Source organism: Pseudomonas sp. Irchel s3h17 (assembly GCF_900187505.1).
Classification (GTDB): Bacteria; Pseudomonadota; Gammaproteobacteria; order Pseudomonadales; family Pseudomonadaceae; genus Aquipseudomonas.
Map to the genome: position 1 here is coordinate 192,732 of NZ_FYDL01000003.1, position 17,150 is coordinate 209,881.

The window sequence follows — 17,150 nt, forward strand, 5'->3', positions numbered from 1 at the left end:
GGCGATGTTTCTTGCTCCGAAAAGGAGCAAAAACCCGTACCTAAAAAATATTTCCGACTAGGTGCAACTTATTCGGGAGAAACAGGTTGCACCTTATTTGCTTTGTTGAATAGCATTCGCGCCCAAGGTGCAACCGTCCACGAGACTGTTCATCGGCTGATGGCTTTCCTGGGGAAACATCAGTCATAAATGCGCGGATTACCCGATCGTCTTTCAAACGTAATCGTTTGGCGGCGGTTCAGCAGACCGCCGCTACATAAAAACAAAGCCAGGGCGTAACTCAATGAGTGCTAGCAATCCAACCTTGATCACGTTTGTGATCTACATCGCAGCAATGGTGCTGATCGGCTTCATGGCCTATCGCTCCACCAACAACCTCTCCGACTACATTCTGGGTGGCCGTAGCCTGGGCAGCGTCGTGACCGCGCTCTCCGCCGGCGCTTCCGACATGAGTGGCTGGTTGTTGATGGGCCTGCCGGGCGCCATCTACATGTCTGGCCTGTCTGAAAGCTGGATCGCCATCGGCCTGATCATCGGTGCCTACCTGAACTGGCTGTTTGTAGCCGGTCGTCTGCGCGTGCAGACCGAGCACAACGGTGACGCGCTGACTCTGCCGGACTACTTCTCCAGCCGTTTTGAAGACAAGAGCGGCTTGCTGCGCATTATCTCGGCCGTCGTGATCCTGGTGTTCTTCACCATCTATTGCGCCTCCGGCATCGTGGCGGGCGCCCGTCTGTTCGAAAGCACCTTCGGCATGTCCTACGAGACCGCGCTGTGGGCCGGTGCTGCGGCAACGATTGCCTACACCTTCGTGGGTGGTTTCCTGGCGGTGAGCTGGACTGACACCGTACAAGCCACGCTGATGATCTTCGCCCTGCTGCTGACGCCGATCATCGTGCTGCTGGCCACCGGCGGCGTCGACACCACGTTCCTGGCGATCGAAGCGCAGAACCCCGACAACTTCAACATGCTCAAAGGCACTACCTTCATCGGCATCATCTCGCTGATGGGCTGGGGCCTGGGCTACTTCGGCCAGCCGCACATCCTGGCGCGCTTCATGGCGGCGGATTCGGTGAAGTCGATTGCCAACGCCCGTCGTATCTCCATGACCTGGATGATCCTGTGCCTGGCCGGTACCGTTGCGGTAGGCTTCTTCGGCATTGCCTACTTCTCGGCCAACCCGGCCATGGCGATGCCAGTCAGTGAGAACCACGAGCGTGTGTTCATCGAACTGGCCAAGATCCTGTTCAACCCATGGATCGCCGGTGTGCTGCTGTCGGCTATTCTGGCTGCCGTGATGAGCACCCTGAGCTGCCAGTTGCTGGTGTGCTCGAGCGCCCTGACCGAAGACTTCTACAAGGCTTTCCTGCGCAAGAACGCTTCCCAGCTTGAGCTGGTGTGGGTCGGTCGTGCCATGGTGCTGGCCGTAGCACTGGTTGCCATCGTGATGGCCGCCAACCCGGAAAACCGCGTACTGGGTCTGGTCAGCTACGCCTGGGCCGGCTTCGGTGCTGCCTTCGGTCCGGTTGTGCTGATCTCGGTACTGTGGAAAGGCATGACCCGTAACGGCGCACTGGCCGGTATCGTGGTCGGTGCCCTCACTGTGATCGTCTGGAAGCATTTCGAACTGCTGGGCCTGTACGAAATCATCCCGGGCTTCATCTTCGCCAGCCTGGCCATTTTCCTGGTCAGCAAGATGGGTGAGCCAACGGCCGGCATGCTGCAGCGTTTCGCCGCCGCCGAGAAAGATTTCCACCTGAACAAGTGATCGGAAGGGCGAATGCCCTGATCAATCACTGACAAAAGAACGGCCCGCAGCCTATTGGATGCGGGCCGTTTTTTTGTGCCAGCTCCACCCGACGGATACCGGCATGGGCGGCGTCCCGGGGGCCGCTCGGCTGCGAACCCCTGACGCTGGGCGCGGTACAGGGTAAACTTCGCCTCCTTCGCAGGAGCAGCCATGAATTATCGTCACGCCTTCCACGCCGGCAATCACGCCGACGTGTTCAAACACCTGACCTTGACCCGCCTCATCGCCCTGATGTCGCGCAAGGAACAGCCGTTTGCCTATCTCGACACCCACGCCGGCATTGGTCTGTATGACCTGCAAGGCGACCAGGCCAGCCGTACCGGTGAATACCTGGAAGGTATCGCACGCTTGTGGGGCGAGCCGGATCTGCCGCTGCTGACGGCGGACTACATGCAGGTGCTGCATGAAATGAACCCGGATGGCCAATTGCGCTACTACCCTGGTTCGCCAGAGCTGGCACGACGCCTGACTCGCCCGCAAGACAGGGTACTGCTCAACGAGAAACACCCGGAAGACGGCTTGCTGCTCAAGGACAATATGAAGGGCGATCGCCGGGTCAAGGTGCACCTTGGCGAAGGCTGGCATGTTCCGCGTGCATTGTTGCCGGTACCCGAGAAGCGTGGGTTGATGCTGATCGATCCGCCGTTCGAGAAGCTCGATGAGATGCAGCGCTGCGCGGCTTCCCTGAAGGAGGCGATTAGCCGGATGCGGCAATCGGTGGTAGCGATCTGGTACCCGGTCAAGGACCAGCGCATGTTGCGCCGCTTCTATCAGGACCTGGCCGGTACGGGCGCGCCGAAGCTGTTGCGCGTGGAACTGCTGGTGCATCCGCTGGATACCCCCAACAGCCTGAATGGCTCCGGGATGGCCATTGCCAATCCGCCATGGGGGCTGGAAGAGGAGTTGCGCGAGCTGCTGCCGTGGCTGTCGAAGAAGCTCGGCCAGACCCAGGGCGGCTGGCAGATGGATTGGTTGATTGCTGAGTAATGTGTGGCGAGGGAGCTTGCTCCCGCTCGGCTGCGAAGCAGTCGTAAAATCGGTATGTAGGTTCTATCTGAAAGAACGTTGTCGCCGATTTTAGGGCCGCTTCGCGCCCCAGCGGGAGCAAGCTCCCTCGCCACAGGTACTGTGTTCATCCATTAGATCGGGCAGGTGACGCCGGTGCCGCCGATCCCGCAGTAGCCTTCTGGGTTCTTTGCCAGGTACTGCTGGTGATAGGCCTCGGCGTAGTAGAAGGTCGGGGCCTGTTCGATTTCGGTGGTGATGGTGCCCAGCCCGGCCTTGGTCAGTTCTGCCTGGAACGTTTTCTCGCTGGCCTTGGCTTCGTCCAGTTGTTCAGGTTTGACCGCATAGATCACCGAGCGGTACTGGGTGCCGATGTCGTTGCCCTGGCGCATGCCCTGCGTCGGGTTGTGCAGTTCCCAGAACATGGCCAGCAGTTCCTTGTAGCTGATCTGGTCCTGGTCATACACCACCAACACCACTTCCGTGTGGCCGGTCAGGCCCGAGCAGACTTCTTCGTAGGTCGGGTTTGGCGTGAAGCCACCGGCATAACCCACCGCCGTGCTCACGACGCCTTCGCGCTGCCAGAACTTACGTTCCGCACCCCAGAAACAGCCCAGGCCGAAGATCGCGAACTCCACATTGCCAATGAATGGACCGAGCATGTACTGGTCCTTATTGACGAAGTGTTTCTCCGGCACGGTGATCGGGGATTCGCGGCCAGGCAGAGCTTGTTCTTTAGTAGGGAGCACGTTTTTGTTCACCAGAATTTCCGAACGCAAGACCATGATCGGTCCTCCAGTCAGGTTGGGGATGTCGATAAGTAGAGTATCAGTGTGCCCGAGTGTTACAGCGCTGTCAGGCGTTTGGACCGCGTGGATAGCGTTTGAGCTTCTCGATCAGATCAAAGCCCGGGATCGGTCGGTCGAACAGGTAGCCCTGGCCGACGTCGCAGCGGTGGCGACGCAGGAACGCCAGCTGTTCGGCGGTCTCGATGCCTTCGGCAACCACTTTTAGCTTCAGGTTATGGGCCATGGCAATCACGGCGGAGGTGATTTCCATGTCGTCCTGGTTGTCCGGGATTTCATGAATGAAGCTGCGATCGATCTTGATGATGTCGATCGGGAATTTCTTCAGGTAGCTGAGTGACGAGTAGCCGGTGCCGAAGTCGTCCATGGCCAGGGTAAGACCCAGGCGCTTGAGTTGGTCGAGTTGCAAGTGCGTGTCTTCGGTGGCCTCCAGCAGCAGGCCTTCCGTCAGTTCCAGCTCCAGCAGCTGGGCGGGCAGTTGTTCGTCCTTGAGAATGCCGGCGATCGACGACACCAGGTCCGGGTCGGAGAATTGCTTGGGTGACAGGTTGATCGCCACCTGCAGGTTGCCCAGGCCGGCAGCGGTCAGGGCTTTGCTCATGCGGCAGGCTTGTCGGGCGATCCATTTGCCGATGGGGATGATCAGTCCGGTCTCTTCGGCGACGCTGATGAACTGATCCGGACGGATCATGCCCTTTTCCGGATGGTCCCAGCGCAACAGCGCCTCCATCCCCAGCAAGCGGCCAGTGCGCAGGCACAGCTTGGGCTGGTAGAACACGTCCAGTTCATTTTGCGTCAGGGCGCGGCGCAGGTTGTTTTCCACGAACAGCTTGTAGCTGGCCTCGGCGTTCAGCGCTTCGGTGAAGACCTGGACCTGATGCTTGCCATTGGCCTTGGCCTTGTGCAGGGCCAGCCCGGCATTGCGCATCAGGGTCTGTGGGTCGCGGCCGTGCAGTGGCGCGCAGGCCACGCCCACGGAGCCGGTGACGCTGATCAACTGGTTGTCGACGAACATCGGTTTATCCAGCGTCATCAGCAGCTGGCTGGCGATTTGTTGGCCGACATTCAGGTGGGTGTCGTCCAGTAGCACCGCAAACTCATTGCTGGCGAAACGCGCCAGGCTGCCACTCGGGCTCAGGCTGTTGCGCAAGCGTCGGGCCAGGCTGATCAGCAACTTGTCGCCGGTCTGGTGGCCGAGGCTGTCGTTGATCCGCTTGAAGTTGTCGATGTCCACCAGCAACAGGCAGATCGGGCTGTCGCTGTCGCGGGCAAAACGCTCGTCGAGGTTGCGAATGAACGCCGGGCGATTGCCCAGGTTGGTCAGGTTGTCAGTGTAGGCCAGGCGCTCGATGCGTTGTTGAGCGAGCTTGGTCTGGGTGATGTCTTCGTAGATGCCGATGTAGTGGGTCAGTTCGCGGTTGTCGCCGTACACCTTGGAGATCGACAGCTGGCCCCAATAGGGTTCCAGGTTCTTGCGCCGGCTTCTGAACTCGCCTTGCCAGCTGTTGCTCTTGGCCAGGCTCGAGGGCGCGTCGAACAGCAGTTCGCTGAGGTTTTCCAGCGCCGGCAGTTCCGACAGGCGATGGCCGTGGACTTCTTCGGTGCTGTACTGGGTGATGGCCGTGAAACTTGGGTTGACGTACTCGACCACACCGTCGCGGTTGACCAGCAAAAAGGCGTTGGCGCTCTGTTCCACCGCACGCTGGAACAGGTGCAGGGCGCTGGTGGCCGTGCGGCGATTGTGGTTGTTGATGACCTGGGCGAACTGGTCGGCCAGCTCCCCGGCGAAGGCAATTTCGTCCGATTGCCAGGCGCGGGTCACGCCGGTCTGTTCCAGGCAGAGCACGCCCACCACGTGGCCGTCGACGCGGATGCTGGCGTCGAGCATGGCGTTGACGTCGCGCGGGCGCAGGCTCTCGGCCATTTCCCGGGTGCGTGGGTCGCGCATCGCATTATGGGCGTCGATGGCGCGGCTGGTGTGCAGGGCTTCCAGATAATCAGGGAAGCTGCTGACGTCGATCACCTTGGGTAGCCGGTACTCCTGGGAGGCACGGTGGTAGGCGGAAACCGGTACCAGGTGCTGGCCTTCAAGGTTCCACAGGCTTGCGCTGTCGATCTGGTAGATGTCGCAGGCACTGCGGGTGATCAGTTGGGCCGCTTCCTGCAGCGAATTGCCACTGCTGTAGCGCTGTCGTGTGAGCAGCAGGATCAAGTCCTGCTGGGCGCGTACGCGCCCCAGGTGCTGCAGTTGCTCCTGCTGGGCGCGCTGGTTCAGCTCCAGGGCGATTTGCAGGCGCGAGTTCTGGGTTTCCAGGTCGAGTGCCGACAGGAGCGTGTTGTTTTCGAACAGACCGTCGACCACCAGCAGATAGCCGCGTAGCAGGTGACGATTGTGCTGTTTGTAGGCCTCACCCAGTTCAAGCAGGCTCAGTGAACCCTGGGCGGTGTGGAGGGTGTAGCGGATCAGGTAATGGGGGCTTTGTGTCAGTTGCTGCTGGATGGTGTCGTGCAATTGATAGCGGGCTTCGGGTTCCATCAGGCTCGCGTAGGGCGAGCCGACCAGAGCGCAGAGCTCGACAGCGGGTAAACCGAACTGGCGTTCGCAGTTGGGGTCGAGAAACAGCAGGGCCCAGCTTGCTTCATTCAGCCGTTCGAAACGCAGCATGCCGAGCCGCGAGGGCACTGGCAACTGCGTCACTACCTCGGCCACCATACGGCTGGCGGCATCGGGATGGCTTTTCATGGAAGAAACTCGCTTCGAAAGTGCTGAACGCGCCGGGCTCACGCCCTCTTAACTGTTGTCTGCGGCAAGGTTGCATGATGCAGCACTGACTGACAATAGAAGATGAAGGCTAAGTGCTATAGGCCTGTATCGGCACAAGAGTGGATTTCTGTAGGCGCGGGTGCATGCAAATGCAGGCACCACGGTGTGGCACTCCGACTTGCCGGTGAAGGCGGGATACCTGACGGATCGCGCGGTTCTGTTCTCCAGCAAGCCGGATCCTGTAGAGGCTCTGGCGCTACAGAGGAATGTGCAGTGGCAAGTTCACTGCGGACAGATAGTCACCGTTCGGGTCCCGGTACTCCACGCGAATCTGCTCGACGTCGACCAACAGGTGGGCGAAGTTGTCCTGGCTGATCACCTTGCTCGTCAATTCAAGGCGATAGTCGCCGGAAGCGGTTTGCACCAGTGGCTGATCAAGGATGAAGTTCGACGCTTTGGCATAGGGCAGCCATGCGCTATTGCAAAAGGGTGACGAGACGATGGTGTGCACCTCGAAGTCCGGGTCTTCGCTGTGTCGCAGGCGGCTGGTCATCGAGCCGTGAACGTCACCCGATACGATGACGACATTCTTGATTTTGTGGATGCGGATGGTCTCCAGGATTCGCAGGCGCTGCTCGGGGAAGGCTTTCCAGGCATCGCCATCATCGCTTTTACTGTCTGGGTAGAACATGACACTGGTGACCAGGAATTTGACCCGCGCCGGGCTATTGATCAGCCACTCGAGCAGGGCTTGCTCCTGGTCGGCATCGAGGATGCGTCGATCATCGGCCGCGAGGTTGCGCCGGGTTCGGCTGTCCGTCACGAACCACTCGGTATCCCCTTGCGCAAACCGGTACCAGTAATGTTTCAGTTCGCGAGCGGGTTGCCCACTTGGGAGTAACTCATGCGCGGGGCTGTGGCTGACTTGATAGATTTCATACGCTGCCATGGCATTGCGATAAAGCTCGGCGTCATTGCTGTTGGCTTTGGCGGGCCAGTTATCTTCTATTTCATGATCGTCCAGAATCATGTAAGTCGGTACGGATGCCATTAATGCCTGGACATGCGGTTGAGAAAAGGCCGCGCGATACTTGTCGAGTATCTCGCGGTACTCGCGATCAGGGCCGACAAGGTTCATGTCATCCACGTATATCTGATCACCTGTCATGACCAGGGCACTGACTGGAGGCCAGGATTTTTGTACCAGGCGATTGATGGCAGCGAACATCTTGTCGCCCTTTGACGGTAATAACGGGACACCCAGCGTCATGCGCAAATAGCGACAAGAGCCGACGATGTAGCTTCGAGGTGCGGTGATCTCGCTGGACGTGGTGCGAAAGCGATAAACCTCCCTGGGCCATTGCAATGGCAGTTGCCGCAGCGCTTCCGGTGACGGTTTTGTGCTGTCGGTGCCGAACCAGCCCGCTTGGTATTCATAGTGAGTGTCGGCGTGCAAGTGGTGGAGTGCGATGACATTCGACAGGTCGCGGAGTGGGTCGAGTTCGGCAAATACGCCACTGGACCACTGTGTATCGCCGATACGCCGATAGCGTATCGCGGCAAATACAGAGTCTTTTTTTTGCAGGTCCCCGCGTAAAAATATACGTGTGTGATGAGCGGTTGTATGGCCAATGATCGGGCCGACAGTAGGCTTGAACATATTCGAGTCCATTCGAAATGTGGCGGTGGAAGTTGGCGGCGAAAAGCGACCTCAATGTGCTTCGCCGGAGACGTATCGTAGGGCGCTCAGGAAGATAAATATTGAAGGGCGAGCAGACCTTGAATGTGCTCTGAGTAAGCTACAGCGGTGGTCTTGAGCGCTATTGCCAGTAGGAAGAGTTGCGGATGTTTAGCGGGGGGATAGCGGGGCGGAGTGTTTCACGGGCAAAAAAAGCCCCGCCAAATTGGCGGGGTTGAGGTACGAGCGTGGCGCTCGGAAAACGTGGAACCCGAGTGGCCCTCCGTTGAGGGAGGGCCGCCCGGTCTTACAGCAGGATGGTGCGGATGTCGCCCAGCAGGTCGCTCAGACGCTTGGTGAAACGGGCCGCAGCGGCGCCGTTGATCACGCGGTGGTCGTAGGACAGCGACAGTGGCAGCATCAGTTTCGGCTGGAAGGCTTTACCGTCCCAGACAGGCTGGATGGTTGCCTTGGAAACACCGAGGATCGCCACTTCCGGCGCGTTGACGATCGGCGTGAAGCCGGTGCCGCCAATGTGGCCGAGGCTGGAAATGGTGAAGCAGGCGCCTTGCATGTCGTCAGCGGTGAGCTTCTTGTCGCGGGCTTTGGCTGCCAGCGCGGCGGCTTCGGCTGCCAGTTGCAACAGGCTCTTCTGGTCGACGTTCTTGATGACCGGTACCAGCAGGCCATCCGGGGTGTCGACCGCGAAGCCGATGTTCACGTACTTCTTGCGGATGATCGCCTTGCCGCTTGGCGCCAGCGAACTGTTGAAGTCCGGCAGCTCCTTGAGCAGGTGCGCGCACGACTTGAGCAGCAGCGGCAGGATGGTCAGCTTGACGCCAGCCTTCTCTGCAACGGCTTTCTGAGCGATGCGGAACGCTTCCAGCTCGGTGATATCAGCCGAGTCGAACTGAGTCACGTGCGGAATGTTCAACCAGCTGCGATGCAGGCTCGACGCGCCGATCTGCATCAGGCGGGTCATCGGCACTTCTTCGGTTTCACCGAAGCGGCTGAAGTCCACGACCGGGATCGGTGGAATGCCGGCACCGCCGGTTGCGCCTGCAGCCGGAGCTTCTTTGGCCTTCTGCATCATGGCTTTGACGTAAACCTGTACGTCTTCCTTGAGCACGCGACCGTGTGGGCCGCTTGGGCTCACTGCATTCAGTTCGACGCCGAACTCGCGGGCCAGCAGGCGTACTGCCGGGCCTGCGTGCACCTTGGCGCCGCTTGGCGCAGGTGCTGCAACCGGGGCTGTCGCAGCCTCGGCTTTGACAGCCGGTGCCGGTGCCGCAGCCGGTGCTGCCGCTGGCGCGGGAGCCGCCGCTTGCGCTGGCGCAGCCGGAGCCGCAGCACCTGCCACTTTCAACTTGAGGATAAAGTCGCCAGTGCCGACTTCGTCTTCGAGTTTGACCGCGATGCTTTCCACCACGCCGGCAGCCGGCGAAGGAATTTCCATGCTGGCCTTGTCGGATTCCAGGGTGATCAGCGATTGATCAGCCTCGACGGTATCGCCGACCTTGACCAGCAGCTCGATGATCTTGGCCTTGCCCGATGAGCCGATATCCGGGACGTGGATGTCCTGGATGGTGGCGGCAGCAGGTGCTGCCGCTGGCGCTGGAGCAGCAGCCGGTGCTGGCGCAGCAGCAGGAGCCGCGGCGGCCGGAGCAGGAGCGGCGGCTGGTGCCGCGGGTGCCGCAGCGGCACCCTCGACTTCCAGTTCCATCAGTTCGTCGCCTTCTTTCAGGCGATCGCCCAGCTTCACTTTCAGGCTCTTGATGACGCCGGCCTTGGGGGCCGGAATCTCCATGCTCGCCTTGTCCGACTCAAGTGTCAGCAGGCTCTGGTCAGCTTCGATGCGATCACCGACCTTGACCATCAGTTCAATTACTTCACCTTCACCGCTGCCGATGTCAGGTACGCGAATGAGTTCGCTCACAGAGTCTCTCCTCAGCAGTCCAGTGGGTTGCGTTTTTCCGGGTTGATACCGAACTTGGCGATGGCTTCAGCCACGACCTTGGGTTCGATGTCACCGCGATCAGCCAGTGCTTCAAGGGCTGCCAACACCACGAAATGACGGTCGACTTCGAAGAAATGACGCAGTTTCTTGCGGCTGTCGCTGCGGCCGAAACCGTCGGTGCCCAGGACTTTGAATTCCTTGGACGGTACCCACTGACGGATCTGCTCGGCGAACAGTTTCATGTAGTCGGTAGACGCGATGACCGGACCTTTGCGGCCGTTCAGGCACTCTTCCACATAGCTCAGCTTAGGCTTCTGGCCCGGGTGCAAACGGTTGGTGCGCTCGACGGCCAGGCCATCGCGACGCAGTTCGTTGAAGCTGGTAACGCTCCACACGTCAGCGCCGACGTTGAACTCTTCACGCAGGATCTTCGCCGCTTCACGGACTTCACGCAGGATGGTGCCGGAGCCCATCAGCTGAACGTGGTGCGCCGCTTCGCGGTTGTCTTCTTCGAGCAGGTACATGCCTTTCTTGATGCCTTCTTCGGCACCGGCCGGCATGGCTGGCTGCTGGTACGACTCGTTCATCACGGTGATGTAGTAGAAGACGTCCTGTTGCTCTTCGGTCATCTTTCGCATGCCGTCCTGAATGATCACCGCCAGCTCGTAGCCGTAGGTCGGATCGTAGGTGCGGCAGTTCGGGATGGTGGAAGCCAGCAGGTGGCTGTGACCGTCTTCGTGTTGCAGGCCTTCACCGTTCAGGGTGGTACGGCCGGCGGTGCCGCCGATCAGGAAACCGCGGGTACGGCTGTCGCCAGCGGCCCAGGCCAGGTCGCCGATACGCTGGAAGCCGAACATCGAGTAGAAGATGTAGAACGGCAGCATCGGCTGGTTGTGGCTGGAGTACGAAGTACCGGCCGCGATGAAGGAGCTCATGGCGCCCGCTTCGTTGATGCCTTCCTCGAGGATCTGGCCCTTCTGGTCTTCCTTGTAGAACATCACCTGGTCTTTATCGACTGGCTCGTAGAGCTGGCCAACGGACGAGTAGATGCCCAACTGACGGAACATGCCTTCCATACCGAAGGTACGGGCTTCGTCCGGGATGATCGGAACGATGCGCGGGCCGATTTCCTTGTCCTTGACCAATTGCGCGAGGATTCGCACGAAGGCCATGGTGGTGGAGATTTCACGGTCGCCCGAGCCGTCCAGGATCGCCTTGAGGGTGTCCAGTGGCGGAGTCGGGATGCTGAAGCTTTTGGCGCGACGCTGAGGCACGAAGCCGCCCAGTGCGGTACGGCGCTCGCTCAGGTAACGGGCTTCGGCGCTGCCTTCTTCCGGTTTGAAGAACGGCAGGTTTTCCAGTTCGTCGTCTTTGACCGGGATGTCGAAACGATCGCGGAACAACTTCAGGCTGTCGACATCGACCTTCTTGGTGTTGTGCGCGGTGTTCTTCGCTTCGCCTGCACCGGTGCCATAACCCTTGATGGTCTTGGCCAGGATGACAGTCGGTTGTTCTTTGTGGTTGACCGCTTCGTGGTAGGCCGCATAGACCTTGTACGGGTCGTGGCCGCCACGGTTGAGCTTCCAGATCTCGTCGTCGGACAGGTCTTCAACCATCGCCTTGAGTTCAGGCGTGTTGAAGAAGTGTTCACGCACGAACGCGCCGTCTTTGGCTTTGTAGTTCTGGTACTCGCCGTCGATGACTTCGTCCATGCGACGTTGCAGGATGCCGTCGACGTCCTTGGCCAGCAGTGGGTCCCAGAAACGGCCCCAGATGACTTTGGTCACGTTCCACTGAGCACCGCGGAACACGCCTTCGAGTTCCTGGATGATCTTGCCGTTGCCGCGAACCGGGCCGTCGAGGCGCTGCAGGTTGCAGTTGATGACGAAGATCAGGTTGTCCAGCTTCTCGCGGCCGGCCAGGGAGATGGCGCCCAGGGATTCCGGCTCGTCGCACTCGCCGTCGCCCAGGAAGCACCAGACTTTCTGTTTGCCTGGCTGGATGAAGCCACGGTGCTCCAGGTACTTCATGAAGCGCGCCTGGTAGATCGCCTGGATCGGGCCCAGACCCATGGATACGGTCGGGAACTGCCAGAAGTCAGGCATCAGCCACGGGTGCGGATAGGACGACAAGCCCTGGCCGTCGACTTCCTGGCGGAAGTTGTTCATCTGGTCTTCGGTGATGCGGCCTTCCATGAACGCACGGGCGTAAACGCCTGGCGAGGTGTGGCCCTGGAAGTAGATCAGGTCGCCGCCGTGTTCGTCGGTCGGGGCCTGGAAGAAGTAGTTGAAGCCGATGTCATACAGGGTTGCGCTGGAGGCGAAGCTGGAGATGTGACCGCCCAGGTCAGAATCTTTCAGGTTCGTACGCATCACCATGGCCATCGCGTTCCAGCGTACCAACGAGCGAATGCGGCGTTCCATGAACAGGTCGCCAGGCATGCGTGCTTCGTGGGTCACGGGGATGGTGTTGCGGTACGGCGTGGTGATGGCGTAAGGGAGCTGCGAGCCGCTGCGGGTCGCAAGTTCGCCCATACGGGTCATCAGATAGTGAGCACGGTCTTCGCCTTCTTTGTCGAGAACCGATTCCAGGGCGTCCAGCCATTCCTGGGTTTCGACGGGATCGAGGTCTTGCATGGCTTGCTCCAGGGCGGAAAGGCTACCAGAATCGGTTGCCTGAGTTAGCGACTGGCCTTGTGGGCAGACGTTATGAATTCTTGGATTGCCGGTAGGTTGACTCGGCGGCGTGTAGTTTTACTACAAATCGTCGGCCATTTCAGCCTTTCGAATGTATATACGAGTAGTAAAACTACAGAAGTACGGCTTGTGGCCTCCTGTTTCGTTGTGAGAATAATCGTTACTCTTGGTCTTTAGCCAACCAGAAAAGGTAAAAGCTTGATGCTGGCTACCAAAAAAACAGACATTTCAGCTATTTCTAACTTTTGTTCGACAGTCCTTTGCGTAGTGCATTTGATGCGATCACTACAGACCGCCCTTCCTACGCCGATCAAGGATAGACCATGAGCCTCCCTTCGCTTGCCCCTCTGCCCGCCATTCTCCTGCCGTTTGTCAGCCGCGCCGAGCAATCCTTTCGCGCCGCCGTCGCCGCGCTGGATGACGATCATGGCCTGTCTTCCTGGACGCCTGAACGCTGGGCGGACTTCGCCCGGGTAACGGCCGCCAGCGACTTTGTCATTGAACAGTGCGTGCGTGATCCCTTGATGCTGCTCACGCTTGCGCAGTCCGGGGAGCTGGATCGCGCCTTCGCCCCCGGCGAGCTGTGCGGGCAAATCGCCGCCGCCGCGCAAAGTGCCGCCACGGATGATGAGTTGGGCCGGGTCCTGCGTCGGCAGCGCAACCGGCAGCAGGTGCGGATTGTCTGGCGTGACCTGACCCGCCAGACCGACCTGGTCCAGACGTGTCGCGACCTGTCCGACATGGCCGATGCCTGCATCGATCAGGCCTATCAATGGTTGTACCAGCGCCACTGCCAGCAATTTGGTACGCCCATGGGCTGGCGCAGCGGCGAGCCGCAGCAGATGGTGGTTCTCGGCATGGGCAAGCTCGGTGCGGTGGAGCTCAACCTGTCCTCCGACATCGACCTGATCTTCGCCTACCCCGAGGGTGGCGAAACGGTTGGGGTGAAGCGGGCGCTGGACAACCAGGAGTTCTTCATTCGTTTGGGTCAGCGCCTGATCAAGGCCCTGGACCCGATCACCGTCGATGGTTTTGTCTTCCGCGTCGACATGCGCCTGCGTCCCTACGGTTCGTCCGGCGCACTGGTGCTCAGCTTCAATGCACTGGAACAGTATTACCAGGATCAGGGCCGCGACTGGGAACGCTACGCGATGATCAAGGCGCGGGTGGTGGCCGGTGATCAGCAGGCGGGCGCGCAGTTGCTCGACCTGCTGCGTCCCTTCGTCTATCGGCGTTATCTGGATTTCTCGGCGATTGAAGCGCTGCGCACCATGAAACAGCTGATCCAGCAGGAAGTGCGGCGCAAGGGCATGGCCGACAATATCAAGCTGGGGGCCGGCGGGATCCGGGAGGTCGAGTTTATTGCCCAGGCCTTCCAGCTGATTCACGGCGGCCGCGACCTGAGCCTGCAGCAGCGTCCTCTGTTAAAAGTCCTTGGCACGCTGGAGGGGCAGGGTTATTTGCCGCCGGCGGTCATCGGCGAACTGCGCGAGGGCTATGAGTTCCTGCGTTACACCGAGCACGCGATTCAGGCGATTGCCGACCGGCAAACGCAAATGCTCCCCGACAGCGAGCAGGGCCAGGCGCGTATTGCCTTTATGCTGGGGTTCGCCAATTGGACGGCGTTCCATGAGCAACTGATGTATTGGCGTGGCCGGGTCGACTGGCACTTTCGCCAAGTGATTGCCGATCCGGATGAAGAGGACGGCGAGGAAAGCGAAGTGGTGGTCGGTGGTGAGTGGCTGCCACTTTGGGAGGAGGCCCAGGACGAGGAAGCCGCTTGCCGTCAGTTGGAAGAGGGCGGCTTTGCCGATGCGTCCAAGGCGCTCAAGGCCCTCGCCGGCCTGCGTGGCAGCCCGCAGTTGCGAGCGATGCAGCGCCTGGGGCGCGAGCGTCTCGATGCCTTTATCCCCCGGTTGCTGGCCCAGGCCGTGGAGCACGCCAATCCGGACCTGGTGCTGGAGCGGGTGTTGCCACTGGTTGAAGCGGTGGCGCGGCGCTCGGCGTATCTGGTGCTGCTCACGGAAAACCCTGGCGCGCTGCGTCGATTGCTGACCTTGTGTGCGGCCAGTCCGTGGATTGCCGAGCAGATCACCCGCTTCCCGCTGCTGCTCGACGAGTTGCTCAATGAAGGCCGGCTGTTCAAACCACCGCTGGCGCCGGAACTGGCTGCCGAGCTGCGTGAGCGCCTGACGCGCATTCCCGAGGATGACCTTGAGCAGCAGATGGAAGCCTTGCGCCATTTCAAGCTGGCGCACCGCTTGCGCGTGGCGGCCTCGGAAATTGCCGGCAGCCTGCCGTTGATGAAGGTCAGCGATTACCTGACCTGGCTCGCCGAAGCGATTCTGGAACAGGTGCTGGCGCTGGCCTGGCGGCAGACGGCAGCCAAGTATGGCGCGCCACAACGCCCCGACGGCACCCTGTGTGACCCGGGCTTTGTGATTGTCGGTTACGGCAAGGTCGGCGGGCTGGAGCTCGGACATGGTTCGGACCTGGACCTGGTGTTTATCCACGACGCAGACCCCGTGGCCGAAACCGATGGGCCCAAGCCCATCGATGGCGCACAGTTCTTTACCCGGCTGGGCCAGCGGATCATTCATTTGCTGACCACTCAGACCAACTCCGGCCAGTTGTATGAAGTCGACATGCGCTTGCGTCCTTCGGGGGCGTCGGGGCTGCTGGTCAGTTCGCTCGGCGCGTTCGAGCGCTATCAGGAGAACGAAGCCTGGACCTGGGAGCATCAGGCACTGGTGCGGGCGCGGGTGCTGGTGGGCAGTCAGGACGTTGGGCAATCCTTCGAGAAGGTTCGCGCCAAAGTGCTGGGGCGTGCCCGGGACTTGCTCAAGCTGCGGCAGGAAGTCAGTGAGATGCGCGCCAAGATGCGCGACAACCTGGGGACCAAGAGCACCGCTGCCGGCACCGCTGCCAATGCCTTCGAAGCCACGGCGCCGTTTGATCTCAAGCAGGATGCCGGTGGTATCGTCGATATTGAATTTATGGTGCAATACGCGGCCCTGGCGTGGTCCGACACCCACCCTTCGCTGCTGCGTTATACGGATAACATCCGCATTCTGGAGGGGCTTGAGGAGGTCGGGTTGATGCCCGCCGAAGATGCCAGCCTGCTGCGAGAGGTCTATAAAGCCTATCGCTCCGCGGCGCACCGCCAGGCTTTGCAGAATGAAGCCGGGGTGGTGCCGGGGGATCAGTTTGCCGCCGAGCGGCGTGAGGTCCTGCGGATCTGGGCGTGGCTGGGTTTGAGCTGACGAGGTGCCGTCAGGCGGGGCAAGCAAAATGCAGGATTGCCGAGTGGCGTACACTACTCACATAAAGCCTGGATAAATAAGACGGGGAGGCCGCCAGGAAGACTGGTCATGCCTCCCCGCTCGTTTGTGGATAACTATGAGAATTCTGATCGTTGGGCCCAGTTGGGTCGGTGACATGGTGATGGCTCAGACACTCTTCCAGTGTCTGAAGCAGCGTCACCCACAGTGCGAGATCGACGTGCTGGCCCCCGAGTGGAGTCGGCCGATCCTCGAGCGCATGCCCGAAGTCCGCCAGGCCTTGAGCTTCCCGCTCGGTCATGGCGCGCTGGAGTTGGCGACGCGGCGGCGGATCGGCAAGTCCCTGGCCGGCCAGTACGATCAGGCAATCTTGCTGCCCAACTCGCTGAAGTCGGCGTTGGTGCCGTTTTTTGCCGGTATCGCCAAGCGCACCGGTTGGCGTGGCGAGTTCCGCTACGGCCTGCTCAATGATGTGCGCACCCTGGATAAAGACCGTTACCCGCTGATGATCGAGCGTTTCATGGCGCTGGCGTATGAGCCGGGTACCGAGTTGCCCACGCCGTACCCGCGTCCAAGCCTGCAAATCGATTCGACCAGCCGCGACGCCGCGCTGGCCAAGTTCGGCTTGACCCTTGACCGTCCGGTGCTGGCACTGTGCCCAGGCGCCGAGTTTGGCGAAGCCAAGCGCTGGCCATCCGAGCACTACGCCAAGGTCGCCGAGACGAAGATTCGCGAAGGCTGGCAAGTCTGGCTGTTCGGCTCGAAAAACGATCACGCCGTCGGCGAAGACATCCGCGGGCGCTTGATTCCGGGCCTGCGTGAAGAGGCGACGAACCTCAGTGGCGGCACCTCGCTGGCTGAGGCCATCGACCTGATGTCCTGCGCTGACTCGGTGGTGTCCAACGACTCTGGCCTGATGCATGTGGCCGCCGCGCTGAACCGCCCGCTGGTGGCGATCTACGGTTCGACTTCGCCGGGCTTCACCCCGCCACTGGCCGAGCATGTCGAGATCGTGCGCCTGGGTATCGAGTGCAGTCCTTGTTTTGATCGCACCTGCCGCTTTGGCCATTACAACTGCCTGCGTCAACTGACGCCGGAGCCGGTGAACGATGCCTTGCAGCGACTGCAGGGCTCTGTGGTCGAGGTTCGTTAA

The 17,150-nt window shown here is 60.5% G+C and carries 9 protein-coding genes; 4 read left to right on the forward strand and 5 right to left on the reverse strand.

Annotated features, from left to right (window positions below; translation table 11 throughout):
* The first annotated feature begins 283 nt into the window (after positions 1-283).
* Both putP and CKW25_RS04990 read left to right on the forward strand, forming a co-directional pair.
* Entirely contained in the window at positions 284-1,768 is a 1,485-nt protein-coding gene (gene putP / locus CKW25_RS04985) for a sodium/proline symporter PutP (protein WP_095078085.1), read from the forward strand.
* A gap of 192 nt (positions 1,769-1,960) precedes the next feature.
* Positions 1,961-2,797 (forward strand): 23S rRNA (adenine(2030)-N(6))-methyltransferase RlmJ, encoded by an 837-nt coding sequence (locus CKW25_RS04990; RefSeq protein WP_095078086.1) that lies wholly within the window; start codon positions 1,961-1,963, stop codon positions 2,795-2,797.
* 152 nt (positions 2,798-2,949) lie between these two features.
* On the opposite strand, the gene msrA is transcribed toward CKW25_RS04990, so the two are convergent.
* The 5 genes from msrA to aceE all read right to left on the reverse strand — a co-directional run bounded on the left by msrA (position 2,950) and on the right by aceE (position 12,656).
* Positions 2,950-3,600, reverse strand: coding sequence for a peptide-methionine (S)-S-oxide reductase MsrA (msrA, locus tag CKW25_RS04995; protein ID WP_095078087.1), 651 nt, complete (start codon positions 3,598-3,600; stop codon positions 2,950-2,952).
* Positions 3,601-3,670: 70 nt separating this feature from the next.
* Positions 3,671-6,364, reverse strand: a complete 2,694-nt coding sequence (locus tag CKW25_RS05000) for a bifunctional diguanylate cyclase/phosphodiesterase (RefSeq protein ID WP_095078088.1) — start codon at positions 6,362-6,364, stop codon at positions 3,671-3,673.
* A gap of 277 nt (positions 6,365-6,641) precedes the next feature.
* The gene (locus tag CKW25_RS05005) at positions 6,642-8,045 is read right to left on the reverse strand and encodes an alkaline phosphatase D family protein (protein WP_095078089.1); all 1,404 of its coding nucleotides are present in this window, start codon (positions 8,043-8,045) and stop codon (positions 6,642-6,644) included.
* 325 nt (positions 8,046-8,370) lie between these two features.
* Entirely contained in the window at positions 8,371-9,999 is a 1,629-nt protein-coding gene (gene aceF, locus CKW25_RS05010; RefSeq protein WP_095078090.1) for a dihydrolipoyllysine-residue acetyltransferase, read from the reverse strand.
* An 11-nt stretch (positions 10,000-10,010) separates the two neighbouring features.
* On the reverse strand, positions 10,011-12,656 hold the full coding sequence (aceE, locus tag CKW25_RS05015; protein ID WP_095078091.1) for a pyruvate dehydrogenase (acetyl-transferring), homodimeric type: 2,646 nt from the start codon (positions 12,654-12,656) through the stop codon (positions 10,011-10,013).
* A gap of 383 nt (positions 12,657-13,039) precedes the next feature.
* Between aceE and glnE the strand changes: the two genes are divergently transcribed.
* Together glnE and waaF are read left to right on the forward strand one after the other, a co-directional pair.
* Complete coding sequence (gene glnE, locus CKW25_RS05020) at positions 13,040-15,979, forward strand: bifunctional [glutamate--ammonia ligase]-adenylyl-L-tyrosine phosphorylase/[glutamate--ammonia-ligase] adenylyltransferase (RefSeq protein ID WP_095078092.1); 2,940 nt, start codon at positions 13,040-13,042, stop codon at positions 15,977-15,979.
* Between the two features lie 136 nt (positions 15,980-16,115).
* Positions 16,116-17,150 (forward strand): lipopolysaccharide heptosyltransferase II, encoded by a 1,035-nt coding sequence (gene waaF / locus CKW25_RS05025; protein WP_095078093.1) that lies wholly within the window; start codon positions 16,116-16,118, stop codon positions 17,148-17,150.